Below are 22,492 nucleotides of genomic sequence, written 5' to 3'. Positions count from 1 at the left end.
GCGGACGCCGACTCGGGGTGAGAAGCGGAAGCCGGACGGACGGAGTAGATTTCTCCCATGGGACTGCTGACCGAATTCGGCGAGCTCCTCCTGCCTCGCCGGTGCGCCGGCTGCGGGCGGGAGGGCGTGTCCCTGTGCACCGCGTGTCTCACCCAACTCGGCGGAATTCCACGTGCCATGGAACCGCGCTACGGCCAGATCCCCGTCGTCGGCGTCTCAGAATACAGCTCCCAGCTCTCTCACATGGTGGTCGATTTCAAAGACAACGGACGTCGGGACATCCTCGATCCGCTGGCCCTGGCACTGGCTCGATCGATCACCGCGGCCCTGGAGCTGGTTCGGCATTCGGGAGGCCGGGTCAGGCTGTTCCCGGCACCGAGTTCTCAGCGGGCTCGCCGCCGCCGCGGCGGCTCCCACACGGCGGCCTTGGCCGAACGCGCGGCCGAGCTCGCTCCCGAACTGTCCTTGCAGGTGGTCGACGTCCTTGTAGCGAAACGCCACCCCGATCAGGTCGGACTGGGAGCTCATGCGCGGCAGCGAAACGTGTCCCGATCGCAGTTCCTCAACCCGCGGATCCTGCCCTCGATCCTTCCCGCAGACGCCGCCGGAGCCGAGCCGACCCACGGCGCGGATCTTCTCATCGATGACTTCTCAACCACCGGAGCCACCTTGGCCGAAAGCGCACGAGTACTAGCATCGGTGCAGATCAGACCCGCTGCAGGAGCCGTTCTCGGTCTCGGCCGCGGGGGCACTCGATTTGTCTCTCCCTTTACTGTATAACGGGGTTTACCCATCCAAGGGAATGGGATCGGATGAATCCGAAGAACGAGTCGCTAAGGACGCATCATGGACATTGTTGTCAACGGACGTCAACTGACCATCTCCGACAGTTTTCGGGCCCACATCGAGGACAAGATCGCCAAGGTCGAGCAGCTCGCACCGCGGGCGCAACGAGTCGAGGTACACGTTGCTCATGAGAAGAACACCCGCCAGCCCGAGACCAGCGAACGAGTCGAACTCACCGTAGTGGCGAAGGGGCCGGCCATCCGTGCGGAGGCGATGGCAAGCGACAAGTATGCTGCACTGGACCTGGCCTGGGCGAAGCTCGTCGAGCGATTACGACGCGCCCGGGATCGCAACAAGGTTCCTCGAGCCGGACATCACCGGAAGGAATCCACCGCCGAGGCTCTGGCCAAGATGCCCATCGCCGATTCCCTGGTGCCCGAGCAGGGAGAGGCGATCGAGCCGAATGAGCCCACGAACGTCGACAAGACGAACGGTCGCATCAAAGCCGAGGGCGACTCACCCGTGGTGCTGCGCGAGAAGTCCTTCAATGCGGCTCCGATCGGCATCGAAGAAGCCCTCAATCGGATGGAGCTCGTCGGCCATGACTTCTACCTGTTCATCGATGAGGAATCGAGCAAACCCTCGGTCGTCTATCGCCGCAAGGGTTGGAGCTACGGTGTGATCACGCTCGACCACGAACTCCAGGGTGTCGCCGACTGAGCTGAACCCGAACACAGGCAAGAGCACGAACACGATCGCCGAGGTGGGAACTCCCACCTCGGCGATGTGCGCTTCGTCCCGGGCTCGTGAGATCGAGCGTCGGTCTCAGATTCGTGCGTCTTCGCGGCCACGGTCTCGTGCGTTCTCGCGGCTTCGGGTTCGTGCGTCTTCGCGGCCCCGGGCTCGTGTACCCTCGCGGCCCCAGGTGACCAGGCGCCAGAGCTTCTCGAGGGGGCCCTGGCCGACGAAGCGCAGCCAGAGTGCGGAGACGAGGATCTGGATGACCATGATGATGACGCAGACGATCACACCGGCAAGGTAGCCGCCATGGTCATCGAATCGGGACAGCTCGGGCTCGACGGCCTCGGCGGCGAGGATGAGCAGCGTGGCGCCGATGTAATTGCTCAGCGCCATCCGGCCCAGCGGTGCGAAGATCGGTCGGAGGATCGCCTCGGCGGGGGTGAGCATGAGCAGCATGGCGACGGTGACGAAGCACAGCGCCATGGTGATGCCCAGGCCGGCGCTGATCTCCATGTGCAGCGCTCGGGTGTGGTGGTCGGTGACGAGGAACCCGAGCACGGAGATGAGCGCACTCGCCCCTGCGATCAGCGCCAGCCGGCCGGGGTGGCGCAGCGCACGGCGGACCATGTCGGTGTGCCCGATCGCGAATCCCAGCAAGAACAGACCCGGGATGATCACCGGACCGCCCCCGAACCAGACACCGGCGGCCAGAAGCACGGCTCCGACGATCGCCGTGGTCACGGCCAGGACCCGCGCAGGGATGAACGTCGAGGGCAGGAGGATGACGATCGCCACGATCGCATATGGAAGCAGAGCCTCGCCGGGTTGGAGGAGCATGTGGCCGGTGCCGAGGACGCCGAGGAACAGGAATCGACGCAGCAGCGCCAGTCGGGGCCGGCGGCTGCGAGTTCTCGCGGAGTTCCACATGATGCCGAAGCCGATGCCGAAGAGGATGGAGAAGATCGGGAAGAACCGATTCTGCACGAAGTCCTGTTCGAGGGCGTAGAAGATCTCGACGTCACCGTTGTCATCGAGGGAGTCGAGGCCGAACATCGCCGGCAGGTTGACGATCATGATGCCGCACAGGGCGAGTCCGCGCAACACGTCGAGGGTGGCGATGCGGGTTCTGGGCGCCGGTGCGGTGGGCGGGCCGTCGGCGGCTGTCGGCCGGTGGGCGGATGACGGGCTGTCTGTGGTGTCTGAACTCATGTGTTCCATCCTGGTCGAGCAGACAATATGCCCACATCGGCACAATGGCCGTTCGTGGCGACGCGGGGTCAGCCGTTCGGCCGATTCATCATGCCCGACTCCCACATTCGGGCGGCGATCTCGACACGGTTGCGGGCCTCGAGTCGGGTCTGGATGTTGCCCAGGTGGGTCTTGACGGTGCCGAGGGAGATGAAGAGCTCCGCGCAGATCTCCTGATTGGTCCGCCCCGTGGCCACGAGCCGTGCGACGTCGTTCTCCCTGCCGCTGAGACCCGCCACACGGTCCAGGCCGGTCCCGCTGACCTGGGTGCGGCGGCTGAGCAGGTCCAGGGTCAGCGAGGGTGAGATCAGGGCGTCACCGTTCGCTGCTGCCCTGACGGCGGCCAACAGCAGGTCGGGGCCGGCGTCTTTGAGGAGGAATCCGCTGGCACCGCCGGTCAGAGCCGCATCGACATAGTCGTCATCGTCGAAGGTCGTGACCATGATGACCTGGGAGATCGGGGTCAGACGGGGAAGTGCGGCGAGTCCGTCGAGCTTGGGCATGCGGATATCGAGGAGGATGACATCGGGGCGTTCGCGTTTGGCCAACTCAATAGCGTCGACCCCGTCGGATGCCTGCCCGACCACTGTGATCGCGTCATCGGCGTCGAGGATGAGGGAGAACCCCATCCGCACCATCTCCTGGTCGTCGACCAATGCCACTCGAATCATGGTCGTCCTCCATCGATCGTCCTCGGAGTCATTCTCAGTCTGCCGGATCTATTCTCGGTCTGGTGGGTTCAAGGGTATCCGAGTCTCGAGCACCCAGCCGCCTTCCCCGTCCGGTCCGGCGACCAACTCCCCGCCGAGGTGGTCGACCCGTTCGCGCAGACCGCGCAGTCCGGATCCGCTGCCGGACCCGAGCCCGCCGGAACCGGGACCGTTGGCCACGGTGAGCACGACGTTCGATTCCGTGCGAGCATCGACCCGCGCCGAGGCGGCCGTGGCCACGCGGACCGTGACCGGTGCCCCGGCTCCCGCATGGCGACGGATGTTCGTCAGTGCTTCGGCGAGCACACGGTCGAGCACGGTCCACACGGGCGAGGGAACCGCCTCGGCGACGGTGCCGTCGATATCGAGGCTCATGTTCTCGGGATCGCCGAAGCCGTCGACCCGGTCGATGACCGCCTGGACTCCGGTGGCCACGGGGGAGCGGGCGGCGGAGGCGGACGAGGTGTTCGAGACCAGCGACCGGATCTCGACCAGAGCACGGTTGCCGGACTCCTCGATCCTGCTCAGAGCGGTCGTCAGGACCTGCATGTCCTGGCTGCGGGACGCTGCCTGGGAGAGGACGACGATTCCGGTGACCTCGTGTGCGACCAGATCGTGGAGCTCGGTGGCCATCCGATGACGTTCGGTCTCGACGGCGGTGGCATGGCGCTCGAGCAGGGACCGGTCGACCATGCGCAGGAGCAGGCCCAGGGCCAGACTGGCCACGATCACGGTGGAGGCGCCGAAGGCGAAGGTGAGCCCGTCGTTCATCAGTCCGGGAACGATGATGTTGCCCACCGCGAGCACGACGAGCATAAGCAGCTGTGTGCGGGTGACGAACCAGCGGGCGAGCATCACCGTCGCCACCATGCTCAACCACAGGACCGTCAGGCTCAGCGTCGAGGCCAGGGCGACCGGGGCGAGGGCGAGGACCAGACCGAGGGCGGCGAGCGTGAGCAGGCCGATGTTCGGGTCCTCACCCCGACCGACGCGACGTTGGTCGCGCATCAGGACGGGCAGTGCGACCGCCAGTGCGAACATATCGGCGAAGACGAGCAGCCAGCCGGTGCCGGTCACCAGCTCGAGCGCGAACGTCAGGGGCAGGGGGACGAGCCACAGCCACGTGATCACAGTCTTCATCGTCACTCAGTCTAGTCAGGCCCGAGATTCGGCGAGGCGAGTGCAGTCGCCGCCGGCCGCGGATCAGGCCGCAGTTCCGCAGTCGAGGGAGTCGTATTCGAGTTCGACGACCACACCGGTGTCCGTGACTGCGGTGCCTTTGACCGTGACGTCCTGTTCGACGTCGATCTCACCGGCTGGTCGTCCGTTGCCGGTGACCTGCAGACTGCGGTCGGCGACGGCTGCGGAGAAGGTGACCTTCGAGCCGTCGATCATCGCGGAGTCCGTGAACGATCCGTTCGCACGTTCGATCGGATCGACGTCTCCTGCCGGATGGTCGAAGGTGACGAAACGGGTCAACCGGTCGGCGTGGCCTCCGCTGAGGCGGTGGACGAGGAGCTGATCCTTGTTCGTCCCGTCCCGCAGTCCGAGATCGACATAGGTGAGATCGACGGAATCTCCCATGGCGTACAGGATGTAGGGGCGGCCGTGGACGTCGATGGCCGAGGCATCGGTGTCGCAGGCTTCGAGGTAGTCCGCGACCTGCGCCTCGAGCGCCAGTTTCGACTGATGCTCCCAGACGAAGAGCGCGCCGATGGCGGCCGCGATGATGCAGAGGACGGAGGTGAGGGCGATGATGGCCTTCTTCATGAGGTGTACGTGCTCCTTCGATGGGTTCGTTGATCGGTGGGGTTCGCTATGACGTCGTCCATCCTTCCGGGCAGGTGCCTGGGCGACTTCGGCCGATCGGCCGATTCGTCTCGGCCGGATGGACGGACTTCGATGCCCGCGTCAGGGGCGTGGCCTACTGTGGGGCCATGCAGAAGATGACTCTCTCGGCGGCGCGCAGAACGGCGATCGCGGCGACGGGGCTCGACAGGGCCCGTCCGTCACAGGTGACGGCGCGGCATCTGAAGTCGACGTTCGACAGAATGGGGCTGACTCAGATCGATTCGGTCTCCCGCGTGGTCCGCGCGCACTACCTGCCGTACTTCTCGCGGTTGGGGCCCTACCCGCGCGAGGCCCTCGATCGGCTCTTCTACTCGGCGCCCCGCATGGGCGTCGAGTACTGGGCCCATGCCGCGGCCTTCGTCCCACCCGAGACCTGGCGGCACTTCGAACGGAGCAGGGCCGAATGGTGGCGCAATGACTTCGGTCAGCGCCATCCCGAGACCGGTCCGGCCTTCCGCGCCCTGCAGGAGTCGGTCCTCGTCGTCCTGGGGTCGGGGCCCAAGTCGGCTCGGGCGGTCGCGGACCTCGTCGACCATGAGATCCCCGAACGCAATCGAGGCCATTGGGGATGGAACCCCAGCCAGGTCAAGATCGCCCTCGAATCGCTCTTCGCCGGCGGCATCATCAGCGCCGCGGGACGCAACGATCACTTCGAACGCATCTACGCCCTGCCGGGCGACGTCAGTCCGGACCTGCCGAGCACGGAGCTCTCCTACGGCACGGACTCCCATCCTGAGCTCGGACTCGATCCTGAGGCGCAGAGGCCGCGCGGCGTCTCTGGCACCGCCGACAATGTGCTCGAACTGACCCGGATCGCGGCGCGAGCGCTGGGCATCGCCCGACCCGACTGCCTGGCCGACTACTTCCGGCAGCGGCGGGCGCCGACCGATGAGGCGATCACCTCGCTGATCTCCTCGGGCGAGCTCATCGAAGTCGACGTCGACGGCACACGAGCACTGAAATGGCATGCGGCGAAGACCCCTCGAACGGTCGCGGCCAGGGCCCTCCTGGCACCGTTCGACCCATTGGTCTTCTACCGGCCCCGAATCGAGTGGCTCTTCGACTTCCGTTACCGGATCGAGATCTACACCCCGGCCAAGGACCGAGTGCACGGGTACTACGTGCTGCCCTTCCTCCTCGGCGAGCGTCTCGTCGGTCGAGTCGATCTGCATCGGGACCGGGCGGCGAACACCCTGCGCGCGCTCAAAGTGACGTGGGAACCCGGTCAAGAGCACGAGGAGGACCTGGCAGCTGAGCTGTGCGAAATGGCGAAATGGCTCTCATTGGACGCTGTGGATATGGCAGGTACTCACTTGCCATTAAGCTAGGGAATATAGAGTCGTCCGAGTCGTTGTCAGGCATTCCATGCCGATTAGGAGAAAAGTGGCTAATTTCCTCGAGAAGCTTCTGCGCACCGGTGAGGGGCGCACGCTGAAGAAGCTCCGCCAGTACACGGATGCGATCAACGCGCTGTCCGAGGAGTTCAGCGAGATGTCGGATGCTGAGCTTCGGGAGGAAACCGATCGGTTCAAGAAGCGCTACCAGGAGGGCGAGAGCCTCGACTCGCTGCTCGCGGAGGCATTCGCCGCCGTCCGTGAGGCGTCGAGTCGGACCCTCGGCATGCGCCACTTCGACGTTCAGCTCATGGGCGGAGCAGCTCTCCACACGGGCAACATCGCCGAGATGAAGACCGGTGAGGGCAAGACCCTCGTGGCGACGGCACCGGCGTATCTCAACGCGTTGACGGGCGACCCCGTCCACATCATCACGGTCAACGACTATCTGGCCACCTACCAGTCCGAGCTCATGGGTCGCGTATTCCGCTTCCTCGGCATGGAGACCGGCTGCATCCAGGCCAATATGTCCTCGGACAACCGGCGCAAGCAATACGCCGCCGACGTCACCTACGGCACGAACAACGAATTCGGCTTCGACTACCTGCGCGACAACATGGCCTGGTCGGCCGAGGAGCTCGTGCAGCGTGGACACGCGTTCGCCATCGTCGACGAGGTCGATTCGATCCTCATCGACGAAGCCCGCACCCCGCTCATCATCTCCGGACCGGCCGAAGGCGACGGGAACCGCTGGTACGACGAGTTCGCCAAGGTCGTCAAACGTCTCAAGACCGATCGCGACTACGAGGTCGACGAGAAGAAGCGCACCGTGGGCATCCTCGAGCCCGGCATCGAGCGGGTCGAGGACTACCTGGGCATCGGCAACCTCTACGACGCGGAGAACACCCCGCTGATCAGCTTCCTCAACAATGCGATCCGCGCCAAGGAGCTGTTCAAGAAGGACAAGGACTATGTGATCCTCGACGGAGAGGTCCTCATCGTCGACGAACACACCGGTCGCGTGCTCAAGGGGCGCCGCTACAACGAGGGCCTGCACCAGGCCATCGAGGCCAAGGAGAACGTCAAGGTCCAGGCCGAGAACCAGACCTTGGCCACGATCACCCTGCAGAACTTCTTCCGCCTCTACGAGAAGCTCTCCGGTATGACCGGCACCGCAGAGACCGAGGCCGCGGAATTCATGTCGACCTACAAGCTCGGCGTGGTTGCGATCCCGACGAACAAACCGATGCAGCGCATCGACCAGTCGGACCTCGTGTACAAGCATGAGGTCGCGAAATTCGAAGCCGTCGTCGACGACATCGCCGAACGCCACGAGAACGGGCAGCCGATCCTCGTCGGCACCACCAGCGTCGAGAAGAGCGAATACCTGTCCCAGCAGCTGAAGAAGCGCGGCATCCGCCACGAGGTGCTCAATGCGAAGAACCACGCGGGTGAGGCCTCCATCGTCGCGATGGCCGGCCGCAAGGGCGCAGTGACCGTGGCCACCAACATGGCCGGTCGCGGTACCGACATCATGCTCGGCGGCAATGCCGAGTTCATCGCGGTCGCCGAGATGGAGAATCGCGGTCTGGACCCGCAGGAGGACGCGGAGCAGTACGAAGCCGAGTGGCAGGACGTGCTCAAGGCAGCGGAGAAGCGGGTCAAGTCCGAGGCCGAGGAGGTCGTCGAGGCCGGGGGGCTGTACGTGCTCGGCACCGAACGGCACGAATCCAGGCGCATCGACAATCAGCTCAGGGGTCGTTCGGGGCGCCAGGGCGACCCGGGGGAGAGCCGCTTCTATCTGTCTCTGACCGATGATCTGATGCGCCTGTTCGGCTCCGGTGCCGCCGAGAGGATCATGGCCACCGCCAATGTTCCCGATGACGTTCCGCTGGAATCGAAGATGGTTTCCCGGGCCATCCTGTCGGCTCAGTCCCAGATCGAACAGCGCAACGCCGAACAGCGCAAGAACGTCCTCAAATACGATGACGTGCTCAACCGGCAGCGCACCGTCATCTACGATGAGCGGCGCAGCGTCCTCGACGGGGCCGATCTCGAGGAGCAGGTCGCGAAGTTCCGTGAGGAGGTCATCGACGCCTACGTTGCCGAAGCGACCACGGGACCGGTCGAAGACTGGAAGATCGATGAGCTGTTCGAGGCGTTGGGCAAGATCTACTCGCCCTCGATCACATCGGAGGATCTCGCCGAAGAGGTCGGCGGTCTGGGGAACCTCTCGAAGAACCGCCTCAACCAGGAGGTTCAGTCGGATATCGGGGTCTTCTACCAGCAGCGTGAAGAGACCCTGGGTGAAGAGGCCACGCGTGAGCTCGAACGCCGCGTCGTCCTCTCCGTCATCGACAAACGCTGGCGCGAACACCTCTATGAGATGGACTACCTGAAGAACGGCATCGGACTGCGCGCCATGGCCCAGAAGGACCCGCTGGTCGAATACCAGCGTGAGGGCTTCGACATGTTCAAGACCATGCAGGATGGGATCAGGGAGGACGTCGTCCGCCTGACCAACACCCTGGAGGTGACCGTGAACCGGTCCGAGGACAATGCCGAGGACGACTCCGAGGTCGAGGTCGATGCGGAGGAGCTGCGTCACACGACGCCCAAGATGCAGCTGTCCGCTCCTTCCGAGGACGGTTCGTCGTCAATGTCCGAGGACGAGGGCGACGACCCTCAGACCGCGCAGCCGGCCAATCGTGCCCAGCGCCGTGCGAAGAAGAAGGCGAAGAGCTGACTCTCGCAGCCTGAACAGACCTGGCCGAGTCGTCGAACGGTTTCAGATCGTCAATTCGCTCACATCGTCTGCAGCGCAGTCATCGTCCACCGGGTGGTGAGCAGTTCCAAGCGAATTGCCACCGCCCGGAAGCGGTTCCTGGTGCGGACGACGACAGTGACTTCGGCGACGGACTCGGTGACGCGACAGACTCGAGCATTGCCCGCCTGCAGGGTGCGCGATGTTCCGAGCTCGCCGATCGGTCTGGCCGGTGCGACTTCGGCTCGCAGCTGAGCGCGCTGATCGATCTTGTCCAACAGCGTCCGGTCGACCCACCGGGAGATCGAATCACTGCGCCGGATGCCGGAGAAGATCTCCAGGCAGGCCACCGCCAACGAAGTCGCGGTGGCGGCGATGCGTCCCTCGTCACGTCTGACAGGATCGTTGCTGTCTTCATCGGCCTTCTCCGCAGTGGCTCCACCGCCGTGGCCGCTGCTATGCCCGCCGTCGCCGGGCTGCCTGCTGTCGCTGCCATGCCCGTCGTTGCTGGGCTGCCTGCCGTCGGGCGGATCTGTGAGCCGGTGGTGCGGCGATCGGGATCGGTGCGGCGGCGCCGCCGGCTGTGGACGCGAGAGAACAAGTGGGGCGGTCATGGCTGAATCTCCAATCGTTGTCCGGGCATGATGAGGTTCGGATTCGCACCGATGACGTCCCGGTTGGCTGAGTAGATCTGTTCGACAGTGTCCTGAGTGTTCGCATCGGGAGAGGCTCGGCTCGCAGCGATCGACCACAGACTCTCGCCGGCACCGACGATGTGGACCGTCACGTCGTCGTGTCCCGGGCCGGGGGAACCGGGTCGTTCCTCCGTCGAATCGTCGGTATCGTCGGCACTTGACGAAGAATCATCGGCACCAGGGGAGGAACCGTCGGCATCAGACGAAGAATCGTCGGCTTCAGAGGAGGAACCGTCGGTCTCGGGAGCCGTGGCGTCGTCGGATGGGTTGTCGTGCTCGGGCGAGGAACCGTGGTCGGGCGGGGGTGTGGATTCCTCGACCGGCGGGACGGAGGGCCAGCCGGGATCCGGGGGCGAATCGTCCGGGACCGCCGTGGGCCATCCCGGGTCGGGCGCGGATTCGGCCCGTGCCGACGATGGTGCTGTCGCGACCTGCTCTGCCCCCGTGGATCCATCGGAGGGCAGGGGAGAGGCATGACCCGCGTGGACGGCGACGCTTGCCGATACGGCGGCGAGAACGCTCGATCGCAGAAGCGTGGGAACCGCGCGCAGCACCGACCTGATGATCACGGTCCGCAGGTGACCGCTGGGGAGGAGTCTGATCAGCAGCGTCAGCACAGATGTCAGACCGTGTCGGGAGAACAGCAGCGCAGAGGTGCCGACGACCATGATGACAGCGACGTCACTCGTGCTTCGTGGCGCGGGCAGCGCAGTCCACGTGGTGATGAATGCCCCGAGCAGACACAGCCATGAAATGGTGCAGGATATCAACAGATACATGAGAGACGCCCTTCATTGGAAACGTCACTCAATGATGCATTTGGATGCTATTTGTTGTCAATAGATGAATCTAAATACTGTCGTGTAGTTATGTTTACCGGTGCTGCGACTCTTGCGTGTGGCTGCCGACTCCGGCAGGCTTCTGAGCATGGACGATCGGATCGACGCTCTCCTGTCGGATGTGGAGGCGATGCACGCATCTCGCCAGACACATGCCCGGAGAGGCGAACTCGGCGAAGAAATCGCTGCCCACGCCGCAGAGCGAACCCTGCTCGAGCGGATGCGAGGCGCCATCGGCCAACCCGTGCAGATCGTCGTCGCCGGACGCGAGGTATCCGGCACGGCCGTATTTCTGGGCCGAGGCATCTTCGTGCTCTCCGGCACCGAAACGGCAGTGGTGGCGATCGAGCGCATCCGAGAGCTGCGCACTCGGTCCAGGCGGCACATGCACGAGGCCGGCCCGCTGGAGCGTCTGGGAATGGCGTCGGCGCTGCGGCGACTGGCCGCCGAACGCGAAGAGGTCGTGCTCGAACTGACCGGTGAGGGAGGAGCGATCCGGGGGCGCGCCGATATGGTCGCGTCCGACTACATTGAGATCGCGGGCAGAATCGTACCCCTCCAGTCGATCGCACTCGTGCAGACTCGAGTCAACCCATTCGACTCATAGACCACGGAGCCAGGTAGGTCGCGACGCCTCGAAGGGCGAACCGGAGCGAGAGAGCCTCTTCGCAGCTCGGTCGCGAGGGCCCTCGGGCGTCCGAGCCTCAGTCGTCGAGCGAGCCGGTCTTGATCTCGTGCTCGGTGCGTTCGTACATCCGCTGGATGTACGCCTCGATCTCGGTCTTCTCCACGCGCCACTGCCCGCGTCCGCCGACCTTGATGGCACGCAGGTCTCCGGTGCGGACCAGAGCGCGCGCCTGGGCGATCGAGACATTGAGCAGATCGGCCACGTCGGTGAGCGGCAGGAAGCGATTTTCGACGACCATGAGGGCCCTTTCTCATTCCAGGTGACTGATTGCTTGTTGACTATTTTTGCCAAAACCATTGCTTTGACCTCGTTTGGTGTTCAATACTATCACTCAGAAACAGTTCTTGTCATGGGAAATTTTCCGACGCTGGAGATGCAATGGAGCTCTCGAAACGAATACGCCGACCGAAGTGGACCGATGCCCGGCTGCTCGTCGGAGCGGTCCTGGTCGTCGCGGCGATGGTCGCGACCTATCTGCTCATCAATGCGGCGAACGCCACCACACGGGTGTGGGCGACCGCGACGCCGCTGGTCCCCGGGCAGGTGCTCACCGCTGAGGACCTCACGGTGGCCGAGGTCAATCTCGCCGACATCGGCGAGAAGTACCTGGCGGCCGGTTCCGGGGTGCCCGAAGGGACGAGCGTGCGGGCCGTCATCGCAGCGGGAGAACTGCTTCCCGCCTCCGCGCTGGCACCGGTCGCAGACCTCGAGGGAAGGATCGTCGCCATCGACGTCGCCGGTTCCGTTCCCTCCGTCGTCGACACCGGCAGCCTGGTCGACGTCTGGGCGCAGCCGGAGTCGCAGGGGCTCGACGACGAAGGCATCGATCCGAAGCAGATCGTGGCGTCTGCCCCGGTCTCGAACATCTCCCGCGAGGTGGGCAGCTTCGGCGTCGGCGATGGCGCCCGAATCGAGGTCTTCGTCGCAAGTTCTGAACTCTCCGACGTCCTCGGCGCCCTCGACGGCAGCAGCGTGCTCTCCGTCGTCGGTGCCCCCGCCCAGGTCGAAGCCGAGAGCGAACAGTCATGACCCAGGTTCTCCTCGCAGTCGACTTCGAGTTCGACCTCATTCTCTTCGAACTCCTCAGCGAGGTCGACGAGGTCACCATCGTCGCCCGACCCGCAGATGAGGTCGAACTCCTCGCGCTGTGCCGGACGGGCAGCGCCGACGTCGTCATCGTCGGCCAGTACTTCCCGGGACTGGACTTCGACGTCATCGCTGCGATCGGCTCCACGGGCACCTCGGTGCTCGGATTCGGCAACGACGCCGAGGCGTTGGCGGCCCTGGGCATCGACCGCACCGTCCCCTCGACCGCCGATGCTTCCACGGTCGCCCAATCCCTCGCCGACACCCGCGATTCCACCGTCGTGCCTCCCCGCCCGAGCACTCCGCCGGGGTCCGGCCGCGGACAGGGCCGCATCGTCACGGTGTGGGGCACAGGTTCCTCTCCCGGGCGAACGCTGACCGCGGTCAACCTCGGCGATCACGGGGCCAGACAGGGTCACCGCAGCGTCATCGTCGATGCCGACACGGTGGCCGCGATGGTGGCCACCACACTGGGACTGACGGAGGAATCGGCGCATCTGGCGAGTCTGTGTCGGCTCGAGACGGAGAAGACCCCGCCGTCGGACATCTCCGGCCTTCCCCACGCCACGATCCGCGAGGACTTCCATGCCGTGACCGGACTGACCCGACCCGATAGGTGGCCGGAGGTGCGCGCCTCCGTGCTCACTGCGGTGCTGGCTCGTCTGGCGAAGATGTTCGACTTCGTCATCGTCGACGTCTCCGACCGGATCGATCCCGACGACGACTTCGCCGATCCCTTCTACGACCGCCACTGTGCGACCCGGGCGGCTCTCGACGCCGCAGACACGGTCCTCGTCCTGGCGGCAGGGGACCCGATCGGACTGCAGAGGCTCGTCAAACTTCTCGGCACCGACCGGATCGAGTCGATCAGGTCGAAGATGCGCATCGGCATCACGAAGGTGCGGGCCGGTGCCGTCGGTCATCCTGCCGAAGCGCGCATCCGGGAGGTCCTGGCCAGGTTCGTCCGCACGGATCCGGACTTCATCTTCAGCGACGACCGGGTGACCGTCGATGCCGCGATGCTGGCTGGACACACCCTCCACGAAGCGAACCCGAAATCCGTGCTCAACCAGGAGATCTCCGCTGCGGTGACCGAACTTCTGCCGGCCCGGAAACGCTCACGGAAGTCCGGCCTGCGAACATCAGGTCCACGGACGTCGGGTGCCGGTCGGGCGGCGAAATCGCTTTAGGATTGGGGCATGTCCATTCGCTGCTACATCCCGACCACACTGACCGCACTCGGCGCGGGACTCGGAACCGCGCACGCGGTCGCGCCCGACGCCCGGGGGCGAGACGCAGGCGGTGACGAACTCGAAGCCCAAGAGTTCGACGCCCTGTGCATCGCGGCCGCCCTGGCCGCGACCCAGTCCTTCGAAGCCGCGTCGGCGGCGGGCTCCGACTCACCCTCGCCCCGTGCCGTCGTGGCCTACGACGCACCCGACTCCAGCCCTGCTGAGGAGCTGACCACGGGGTTCGAGGTGCTCGCACTCACCGGCGTCGACATGACATCGATTGCGAGCATCCACCTCGACGAGACCGAGGCCTGGGACGAAGCCGTCGACATCGTGGCCCGGCAGGGACACGAAGAGGCCGAGGACCACCTCGGCGATTCCGATCTCCTCTGGTACGACGTGAGCGAACTGCCCGAACTGCTGCGCACACGCGAGTGACCTCTCGGTCGGCTGACGTGTCGAATGACTGACGCTGCGATCGGCGGCTCGCAGGCTCAGTCCCGGTCGAGTTTCTCCAGGCGATCGCCCAGCCGCTTCTCCAACACGGGCACCACCGCCTGTTCGATCATCGCCCCGAAGAGGGGGATCGAGGAGCTGATCTCGGCGCGCACACACAGCGAGGTCCTCGCATCCTTCTCGGCGAGCGTGATGAGGGCATCGACCTCGACGGGGACGCCCGCAGCATGGGCCGACATCCGGATCTCCGCAGAGTCGCCGATGACATCGCCGGGGATCATGTACACCTCGACGAGCTCGGCATCCGCCGGCAGGCGCGAGGCCAGGGTCGAAGGCAGCTCGGACGTGGGCATCGGCGTCTTCACCGTCACCTCGGTATCGGGATCCATGTGCTCGGCATGAGCCTCGGAGCCGAGGGACTCCCAGATGGAGACGTCGGCAAGTCTGAGGAGGAAGGCTGACAGGGAGGCCGAGTATTCATGGTTGAGTGTCAGAGTTCGCATAGGTCCAGTTTGCCAGGCGGGACACACCTTGGTCCGGCAGGGCCGTCGGCGTGCCTTTCTCAGCATTTGAGCATAGTGTGGGTAGTGGCGGTTCGATGTCGAATCGCAGTAAATTTTGCGCGCTGATCATAGAGGTGACATGGTGTCTCAGGTCTCATATTCGGACATTGCAGAAGAGTGGAGGAAGCTGAGGGGACAGGGTGCCCCGGAGAATTTCATCGAAGCGTACTACCCGCGTTTCGAACCTGGCACTTCCGAAGCAGGAGCAGAGGCATTGGCCGCGGCGGCCGCCTCACACTACGCACTGGGACTTGAATACGACGGCAGATCACCGGCGATCTCCGTCTACAACCCTGACGTCGATTCGTCCGAGTTCCTTGACAACCACACGGTCATCGCGATGGTGCTCGCCGACATGCCGCACCTCGTGTCCTCGATCGTCAGTGACCTGGCCAGCAGCGGCCGGGCGATCCGTCTCGTCCACCATCCCATCATCGCCGTCGAAGGTCACGGCCCCGATCTGTCCGTTCTCTCGCCGGCCGAGGCACCGGCGGTCTCCGCCGATACCGCAGGCATTCCGCTGGTGGCAGAAACCGTCGAGGCGAGCGGTTCCGTCCTACCGCACCAGCAGTCCTGGATCCGCCTCGAGATCGACAGATTGCCCGAAGAGGACTTCGCCGACCTCGAGGACCAGCTGCGCAGCGTCCTCGACTACGTGTCGGCCGCGGCCAGCGACGCCAGCGCCATGGCGCTCCGGGCCAAGGACATCGCAGAGGAGCTGCTGGCACAGCCTCCGCGTGCGGAACTGGCGTCGGAAGCCGAAGCCGCCGCCGAGCTGCTCAACTGGCTCGACGGTCACTTCACCTTCCTCGGGTATCGGGAATACGACTATTCTCAGGACGAGCACCAGAGCAGCCTCGACCCGATCGAGCACACCTCCCTGGGCATCTCCACACTGCGGCCGCTGACGAAATCGCCGTTGAGCCGGGCCGTGGCCGACAAGGCCCTCGAACCGCACGTGCTCGTGCTGACGAAGGCGAACTCACGCTCGCGTGTGATCCGCCGATCGTTCATGGACTACATCGGGGTCAAGACCTTCGACTCGGCCGGTGAGATCGTCGGCGAACGTCGTTTCGTCGGCGTGTTCAAACCCGAGTTCTACAACGACAGCGTGCTCAACATCCCGGTCATCAACCGCAAGGTGCGCAAGATCCTTTCCGCCAGCGGATTCCCCGCCGGATCCCATTCGGCGAACGAGCTCCTCGGCATCCTCGAGACCTATCCTCGCGACGACCTCCTGCACGACGGAACCGAGACGATCTTCGAGATCGTCATGCAGATCGTCGACATGCAGGAACGGCGCCAGTCACGGGTCTTCGTCCGTCGGGACCCCTACCAGCGATTCGTCTCCGTCATCCTCTACATGCCCCGCGACCTCTACGACACGGCCGCGCGCATGCGCGTTCAGGAGGTCCTGCGGAAGTTCTACCGTGCCGAAAGTGTCGACTTCGACGTGCTGCTGACCGAATCCGCTTTGGCCCGCATCCACTTCGTGGCCCGCGTCGCCCGCGACGTCGAACTGCCGCAGATCGACCCCGAGACCGTGGAGAAGCGGATCGTCGGCGCCGTGCGCTCCTGGTCCGAAGACGTCCACGCCTTCCTCGCCCCCACGGAGCGCGGAGACAACGACAACTCCATTGCTCGTGCCAACCGCTGGTCGAAGGCCTTCCCACCCAGCTACGAAGAGCACCACACACCCGCCGATGCAGTGGAAGACGTCGCCCGCTTCGAAGCGCTCGAAGCCGGTCACGGAGCCGCTGTGCACCTCTACTGCCCCGAGGACGCCGCGGACGCGTCCGTCCGCCTGTCGCTCTACCGCGACGAGAGGGTCGGACTCTCAGAGGTATTGCCGTTCCTCACCGCCTTCGGAGCCACCGTCCTCGATGAGCGCCCCCACGAACTCGACCTCGTCGACGGCTCTCACCGCTACATCTACGACTTCGGGCTCACCTTCCCGGAGGAGCTCGACGATGCCGCCTATGAACGGATCTCCGATGCGTTCATCGCCGGCTGGGAGGGCAAGAAGGAAGCCGGAGTCTTCGACCGCCTCGTCGTCTCCGGTCTGCACTGGAAGCACGTGACGATCATCCGGGCACTGGGCAAATACCTGCGTCAGGCCGGTTTCACCTACTCCGACTCCTACCTCGGCGAAGTCTACAGCGACAATCCGGGGATCTCGCGGCAGCTCGTCGATTACTTCTTCGCGAAGTTCGACCCGGATGCCGACGCCGCCGGCCGCGAGGAGAGGATGGCCGAACTCAGCGAGGCGGTCGAGGCGGCGCTGGGCGACGTGGCCAGCCTCGACGCCGACCGTGTCCTGCGTTCCTCCCTCGAACTGCTGCGGGCCACGGTGAGGACGAACTACTTCCTCGACGAGACCGGCGAGCTGCCGACGGCCCTCGTGCTCAAGATCCGTCCCACCGAGCTCAGCTTCGTGCCGAAGCCGAAGCCGGCTCTGGAAATGTGGGTGTACTCGCCTCAGGTGGAGGGTGTGCACCTGCGCTTCGGTGCTGTGGCCCGCGGCGGTCTGCGCTGGTCCGATCGTCGTGATGATTTCCGCACAGAGGTGCTCGGCTTGGTCAAGGCCCAGATGGTCAAGAACGCGCTCATCGTTCCGACCGGAGCCAAGGGCGGCTTCTTCCCCAAGCAGCTTCCTCCGATGAGCGACCGCGATGCGTGGATGGCCGCCGGCCGTGCCGCCTACGAGGTCTTCATCGAAAGCCTCCTCGAGGTCGCCGACAACCTCGTCTACGGATCGGACGGCAATCAAGAGGTCGTCCACCCCGACCGAGTGGTCCGACACGACGGAGACGACTACTATCTCGTCGTCGCCGCTGACAAAGGCACCGCACGCTTCTCGGACGTGGCCAACGCCATCGCCGAACGTCGCGGCTTCTGGCTCGGCGACGCCTTCGCCTCCGGCGGATCGGTCGGCTACGACCACAAGAAGATGGCGATCACTTCCCGCGGAGCATGGAAGTCCGTCGAACGTCACTTCCGCGAACTCGGTCTCAACACCGCGGCCGAGGACTTCACCGTGGTGGGCATCGGCGACATGAGCGGCGACGTGTTCGGCAACGGGATGCTGCGCAGCGAACACATCAGGCTCGTCGCGGCCTTCGACCACCGCGACATCTTCCTCGACCCGAACCCCGACGCCGCACGCAGCTTCGTCGAACGCAAACGCCTCTTCGACCTGCCGCGCTCCAGCTGGCAGGACTACGACCGGGAGCTCATCTCCTCAGGAGGCGGCGTCTTCCCTCGGTCTGCTAAGTCGATCGATCTCAGCTCGGAGGCCGCTGCAGTACTCGGACTCGAACCCGGCAAGCGCAGTCCTGCCGAGCTGATGTCGCAGATCCTCAAGGCTCCGGTCGACCTCGTCTACAACGGCGGCATCGGCACCTACATCAAATCTTCCGACGAGAGTCAGGGCGATGTCGGCGACAAGGCCAACGACCCCATCCGCATCGACGGACGCGATGTCCGCAGTCGGGTCGTCGGAGAGGGCGGGAACCTCGGCGTGACCCAGTTGGGACGTGTCGAGGCGGCGCTGAAGGGTGTGGCCATCAACACCGATGCCGTCGACAACTCGGCCGGCGTCGACAGCTCCGACCATGAGGTCAACATCAAGCTGCTACTGCGCACTCTCCTGCACAAGGGAGCCTTCGCCGCCGAGGACAGGGAGCGAGTGCTGCTGTCATTCACCGACGACGTCGCAGACCGCGTGTTGGCCAACAACTACTCCCAGAACGTCGTCCTCGGAGAAGCTCGGGAACAGACCGAATCCATGTCGGGCACCTACGGTCGCATGCTCAGCTACTTGGAGAAGCACGCCGACCTCGATCGTCAGGTCGAATTCCTGCCGGATGCGCTGGAGCTGTCCAAACGCGAGTTCAGCGCCTATGTGTCCCCGGAGCTGGCGGTGCTGCTCGCCTACGCGAAGATGCACGCGGCCGATGAGATCCTCGACAGCGTCGTTCCCGACGAGGAATGGATGAAGCGGGAACTGACCTCATACTTCCCCGACTCCCTCGTCGAGAAGTACGGAGGGCTGATCCCCGAGCATCCGCTGCATCGGGAGATCGCCACGGCCAAGCTCGTCAACCGGATGATCGACCGTGGCGGTCTCACCTACGTCTACCGCATGTTGGAGGAGACGCCCGCTTCGGTTCCGCAGATCGCCCGCGTCTTCGTCGTGGTCTCGGAGATCTTCGAACTCGACGAGTACTTCGACGCGGTGTGCGCGCTCGACAACAAGGTCCCGACCGCTGTGCAGGTTCAGCTGCAGCACGCGTACGTGCGTCTGCTCGATCGGTCCTCACGCTGGCTGGTGCAGCAGGCGCCGGACACCCTCGATGTCGACTCCGGCATCGACACGTACGGCACGGTCGTGGCAGCGCTGAGGGAGAGGGTGCCCGACCTCGTCGACGGCTTCGACGCCGCGAGCATGAGGGCCACGGCGCAGGGCTATATCGACGAAGGCGTACCCAGCGACCTGGCGTGGAGGGCGGCTGCCATGCTCGACGAGTTCGTCCTCCTCGATGTCGCGCAGCTGGCAGCCCGCGCCGGGGAATCCGCCGAGGACGTCGCCGAGGTGTACTACGCCGTCAACGACAAGTTCTCCGGTTCGCAGGTGCTCACGCTCATCGGTGACCTCGACCGCAGCGACCGATGGTCGGCCCTGGCCCGCGGCTCACTGCGCGATGACTTCTACTCGGCCATCCTGTCCGTGGCCGGAACGGTCCTCGCAGCCACCGACTCGCCGATCTCCGGGACGCCGGACGAGCGTGCCGGTCAGCGACTGAGCGAATGGCTCGATCGCAATGAGACGGTTGCAGGCCGGGTGTTGGAGACGACCGAGACGATCCTCGGACTCGACGAAGTCACCCAGGCTCCGCTGTCGGTGCTGCTGCGCATGATGCGCGGAGTGGTCCGCTCCTCGGCGTGGGAATCCGAGCACGGCGTCTGAGAAGTGGCCATGCCAGATCAGTGATAGCGTCAGATGACTGACAACGTCGACAGGCTTCGCGGGCCCTGAACCTGCGGGTCTGTCGGCGTCTGGGCCGCCATCATCGGCCTGTGCCGCTGCCCATCCGGAAGAAGAACACAGTGCTCAACGAACTCCTGGCCGCTGAAGGCATCACCGACGAGACAGACGTCGAATACATTCACCTGCTGGTGGGGGACTGGCAGCTCATCGCCGACCTGTCCTTCGCCGATCTCGTCCTCTGGGTGCCGTCGGCCAGCGGGGCGTATACGGTCGTTGCGCATTCGCGGCCGACCACCGGCGTGACCCTGTTCAACCGTGACCTCATCGGCGCCCGGGCGACCGGGCTCGAACGGGAGATTCTCGACACGGCTGCCAGCTCACACGAGATGGAGACTCAGAGGGCGCAGGCGAAGCCCTTGGGCGTCAATGCCGGCACCGATGACACGGAGGTCTCCATCGAGGCGGTTCCACTCGTGCGACACAACGAGACGATCGCCATCATGATCCGGTACTCCGAAGAGGTCCGTCGCCGAGGCTCCTCACGTCTCGAGAAGTTCTACACCCAGTCGGCGATGTCCCTGCTGACCATGATCGAGCAGGGCGCCTTCCCGGATCGGGAGGCTCCCAGCGGGGCTCGGCACGGCGAACCGCGTGTCGGGGACGGCATCTTCATCCTCGACCGCGATTCGCACGTCCAATACGCGTCCCCGAACGCGGTCTCCCTCATGCACAGGATCGGACACAGCGGCGACATCGAAGGGGACTACCTCGCCGAGGTGGTCTCGAGTCTGAGCGAGGATCTGCGTCAGGTGGATGAGACCCTGCCCTTGGTGCTCACCGGTCGGGCACCGTGGCGGACCGAGCTCGAGGTCGGTCGGACGAGCGTGTCCCTGCGTGCGATTCCGCTGACCGATGAGGGCACACGGATCGGAGCCATCGTCCTGGCCCGGGACGTGTCCGAGATCAGACGGCGCAAGCGCGAGCTCCTCTCACGTGATGCCATGATCAAGGAGATGCACCACCGGGTGAAGAACAACCTGCAGACCGTTTCGGCACTGCTGCGGCTGCAGACTCGCCGCATCGACAACCCCGAGGCGAAAGGCGCGCTGACGGAGGCGATGCGACGAGTCTCGATCATCGCCGTCGTCCACGACGTGCTCAGCCAGGGAGTCGAATCCGAAGTGGACTTCGACGAGGTCGTCGACAAGGGGCTGCGACTGACCCCGGAACTGACGAGTCCGCTCGTGCAGGTGACCCTCCAACGCTGCGGCAGCTTCGGCAACATCTCCTCCGCGGACGCGACCTCTCTGGCGCTGGCGATCACCGAACTGATCACGAACGCGATCGAGCACGGCTTCCCCCTCTCGGAACAGGAGAGCCTGGCTCCCGGGGAGACGCTCAACGGCCATGTGTGGGTGTCCCCGGAGCGCGACGGCGACCACCTGCATGTCACTATCTCCGACGATGGTGTCGGCCTGGGGGAGCACCACAGCCCCGGCAACGGGCTGGGCACGCAGATCGTGAAGACCTTGGTCTCCGCCGATCTGGCGGGATCGATTCAGTGGGAGGAGCGAGAAGGCGGCGGAACCGTGGCGCTCCTCGACGTGCCGCTGCGCCCGGATTCCTACGACTGATGCTGCGTCTCAGCGGCTGATCCGCATAACGCCTACATGTGCCCGCAAATCGACTCTTTGCAGGCAGCCGATTCGGCGCTGCCGGTGCGGGGTGGGCCGGCAACGGTACGGATCGCCACCATAGGGGTGAGCAGGAGCCAGCGGTAGGAATTGCGCGCCCGCAGGTTGAATTGTGCACCTGACAAAGAGGGACAGTATGCATTGTGCGGCAGGTTGAATTGTGCGCCGCGCGGCAATATGAATTGCGCGCCGAGGTATGAGGAGCTCGGCCTTACGCAGACATGATTGAGTCCCTTGCTCGTAATACGAATGTCTCGTACTACGAGCAAGGGACTCAATGTGCGACCGAGCGTCTCTGGCCGCTGAAGGCCTCAGTCGGCGTGAAGGACTCAGCCGGCCCGACGGGCACGTGCGGCGCGGCGCTTGAGTGCGCGGCGCTCATCCTCGCTGAGCCCACCCCAGACGCCTGCATCCTGGCCGGATTCCAGTGCCCACTGCAGGCAGGTCTCGACTACTTCACAGCGGCGACAGACAGTCTTGGCCTCTTCGATCTGGAGCAGAGCGGGACCGGTGTTTCCGATCGGGAAGAACAGTTCTGGGTCCTCATTGAGGCATGCTGCACGATGTCGCCAATCCATGGTGACCTTTCGACGAATTAAGTGAACGCGGTGTGCAACGCCCGAATTCCAGACGCGCAACTCTCTTACCCAAGGTTCACATAACCGTTTTGGGCACACAAGGGTAATGCAGTGTGAAATTTCTGACAAATATTTTTCTCATTGTCCTGCTATAGGCCCAGTGACGCAAATTCGTCCACCATGCGTCCTGCACGTCGCAGCGACAGGCCTGCAGCATGGCCGGGCCACCGTCTCAAG

At 64.8% G+C, this 22,492-nt stretch carries 19 protein-coding genes; 10 read left to right on the top strand and 9 right to left on the bottom strand.

Annotated elements, in window-relative coordinates; genetic code table 11:
• Positions 1-57: 57 nt before the first annotated feature.
• Entirely contained in the window at positions 58-780 is a 723-nt protein-coding gene (locus BKA07_RS14775) for a ComF family protein (RefSeq protein ID WP_167951558.1), read from the top strand.
• A 66-nt stretch (positions 781-846) separates the two neighbouring features.
• Positions 847-1,506: a ribosome hibernation-promoting factor, HPF/YfiA family gene (hpf, locus tag BKA07_RS14770; RefSeq protein ID WP_167951557.1), complete on the top strand. Its 660-nt coding sequence runs from the start codon at positions 847-849 to the stop codon at positions 1,504-1,506.
• Positions 1,507-1,611: 105 nt separating this feature from the next.
• Here the strand turns inward: hpf and BKA07_RS14765 are convergent, their stop codons facing one another.
• From BKA07_RS14765 to BKA07_RS14750, 4 genes are all read right to left on the bottom strand, one after another.
• Complete coding sequence (locus BKA07_RS14765) at positions 1,612-2,736, bottom strand: DUF418 domain-containing protein (RefSeq protein WP_167951556.1); 1,125 nt, start codon at positions 2,734-2,736, stop codon at positions 1,612-1,614.
• 68 nt (positions 2,737-2,804) lie between these two features.
• On the bottom strand, positions 2,805-3,446 hold the full coding sequence (locus BKA07_RS14760) for a response regulator (RefSeq protein ID WP_167951555.1): 642 nt from the start codon (positions 3,444-3,446) through the stop codon (positions 2,805-2,807).
• Positions 3,447-3,494: 48 nt separating this feature from the next.
• Entirely contained in the window at positions 3,495-4,625 is a 1,131-nt protein-coding gene (locus BKA07_RS14755) for a sensor histidine kinase (RefSeq protein ID WP_167951554.1), read from the bottom strand.
• A 63-nt stretch (positions 4,626-4,688) separates the two neighbouring features.
• The gene (locus tag BKA07_RS14750; RefSeq protein ID WP_167951553.1) at positions 4,689-5,255 is read right to left on the bottom strand and encodes a hypothetical protein; all 567 of its coding nucleotides are present in this window, start codon (positions 5,253-5,255) and stop codon (positions 4,689-4,691) included.
• 20 nt (positions 5,256-5,275) lie between these two features.
• Here BKA07_RS14750 and BKA07_RS14745 point away from each other — a divergent pair, with 20 nt between their 5' ends.
• Complete coding sequence (locus tag BKA07_RS14745; protein ID WP_342449086.1) at positions 5,276-6,664, top strand: winged helix-turn-helix domain-containing protein; 1,389 nt, start codon at positions 5,276-5,278, stop codon at positions 6,662-6,664.
• A 55-nt stretch (positions 6,665-6,719) separates the two neighbouring features.
• Entirely contained in the window at positions 6,720-9,416 is a 2,697-nt protein-coding gene (secA, locus tag BKA07_RS14740; protein WP_167951551.1) for a preprotein translocase subunit SecA, read from the top strand.
• Between the two features lie 59 nt (positions 9,417-9,475).
• Here the strand turns inward: secA and BKA07_RS19370 are convergent, their stop codons facing one another.
• A complete protein-coding gene (locus BKA07_RS19370) occupies positions 9,476-10,048 on the bottom strand; it encodes an Rv3235 family protein (RefSeq protein WP_245161965.1) in 573 nt (190 codons plus the stop codon).
• Positions 10,045-10,908 (bottom strand): LysM peptidoglycan-binding domain-containing protein, encoded by an 864-nt coding sequence (locus tag BKA07_RS14730; RefSeq protein ID WP_167951550.1) that lies wholly within the window; start codon positions 10,906-10,908, stop codon positions 10,045-10,047. The genes BKA07_RS19370 and BKA07_RS14730 overlap by 4 nt, the downstream gene beginning before the upstream one ends.
• A 148-nt stretch (positions 10,909-11,056) precedes the next feature.
• Here BKA07_RS14730 and BKA07_RS14725 point away from each other — a divergent pair, with 148 nt between their 5' ends.
• Positions 11,057-11,575, top strand: coding sequence for a hypothetical protein (locus BKA07_RS14725; protein WP_167951549.1), 519 nt, complete (start codon positions 11,057-11,059; stop codon positions 11,573-11,575).
• Positions 11,576-11,672: 97 nt separating this feature from the next.
• Here BKA07_RS14725 and BKA07_RS14720 read toward each other — a convergent pair whose 3' ends face one another.
• Complete coding sequence (locus tag BKA07_RS14720; RefSeq protein ID WP_167951548.1) at positions 11,673-11,894, bottom strand: helix-turn-helix domain-containing protein; 222 nt, start codon at positions 11,892-11,894, stop codon at positions 11,673-11,675.
• A gap of 140 nt (positions 11,895-12,034) precedes the next feature.
• On the opposite strand from BKA07_RS14720, the gene BKA07_RS14715 reads away from it, so the two are divergent.
• From BKA07_RS14715 to BKA07_RS14705, 3 genes are read left to right on the top strand one after another with little or no spacing between them, the layout of a single operon-like run.
• Positions 12,035-12,685: an SAF domain-containing protein gene (locus BKA07_RS14715; RefSeq protein ID WP_167951547.1), complete on the top strand. Its 651-nt coding sequence runs from the start codon at positions 12,035-12,037 to the stop codon at positions 12,683-12,685.
• Positions 12,682-13,932: a CpaE/TadZ family protein gene (locus BKA07_RS14710; protein WP_167951546.1), complete on the top strand. Its 1,251-nt coding sequence runs from the start codon at positions 12,682-12,684 to the stop codon at positions 13,930-13,932. Before BKA07_RS14715 ends, BKA07_RS14710 begins: the two co-directional genes overlap by 4 nt.
• A gap of 9 nt (positions 13,933-13,941) precedes the next feature.
• The gene (locus tag BKA07_RS14705; RefSeq protein WP_167951545.1) at positions 13,942-14,412 is read left to right on the top strand and encodes a DUF6912 family protein; all 471 of its coding nucleotides are present in this window, start codon (positions 13,942-13,944) and stop codon (positions 14,410-14,412) included.
• A gap of 56 nt (positions 14,413-14,468) precedes the next feature.
• On the opposite strand, the gene BKA07_RS14700 is transcribed toward BKA07_RS14705, so the two are convergent.
• The gene (locus tag BKA07_RS14700) at positions 14,469-14,933 is read right to left on the bottom strand and encodes a DUF2505 domain-containing protein (RefSeq protein WP_167951544.1); all 465 of its coding nucleotides are present in this window, start codon (positions 14,931-14,933) and stop codon (positions 14,469-14,471) included.
• Positions 14,934-15,072: 139 nt separating this feature from the next.
• Between BKA07_RS14700 and BKA07_RS14695 the strand changes: the two genes are divergently transcribed.
• Both BKA07_RS14695 and BKA07_RS14690 read left to right on the top strand, forming a co-directional pair.
• A complete protein-coding gene (locus BKA07_RS14695) occupies positions 15,073-19,962 on the top strand; it encodes an NAD-glutamate dehydrogenase (RefSeq protein ID WP_167951543.1) in 4,890 nt (1,629 codons plus the stop codon).
• 140 nt (positions 19,963-20,102) lie between these two features.
• Positions 20,103-21,617 (top strand): histidine kinase N-terminal domain-containing protein, encoded by a 1,515-nt coding sequence (locus tag BKA07_RS14690; RefSeq protein ID WP_167953262.1) that lies wholly within the window; start codon positions 20,103-20,105, stop codon positions 21,615-21,617.
• 389 nt (positions 21,618-22,006) lie between these two features.
• Here BKA07_RS14690 and BKA07_RS14685 read toward each other — a convergent pair whose 3' ends face one another.
• Positions 22,007-22,255: a WhiB family transcriptional regulator gene (locus BKA07_RS14685; protein ID WP_009884680.1), complete on the bottom strand. Its 249-nt coding sequence runs from the start codon at positions 22,253-22,255 to the stop codon at positions 22,007-22,009.
• Between the last annotated feature and the right edge of the window lie 237 nt (positions 22,256-22,492).

The organism is Brevibacterium marinum, from assembly GCF_011927955.1.
Taxonomy (GTDB): domain Bacteria; phylum Actinomycetota; class Actinomycetes; order Actinomycetales; family Brevibacteriaceae; genus Brevibacterium; species Brevibacterium marinum.
The sequence above is the reverse complement of the archived record's forward strand: the minus strand, read 5'-3'. Positions and strand labels throughout refer to the sequence as shown.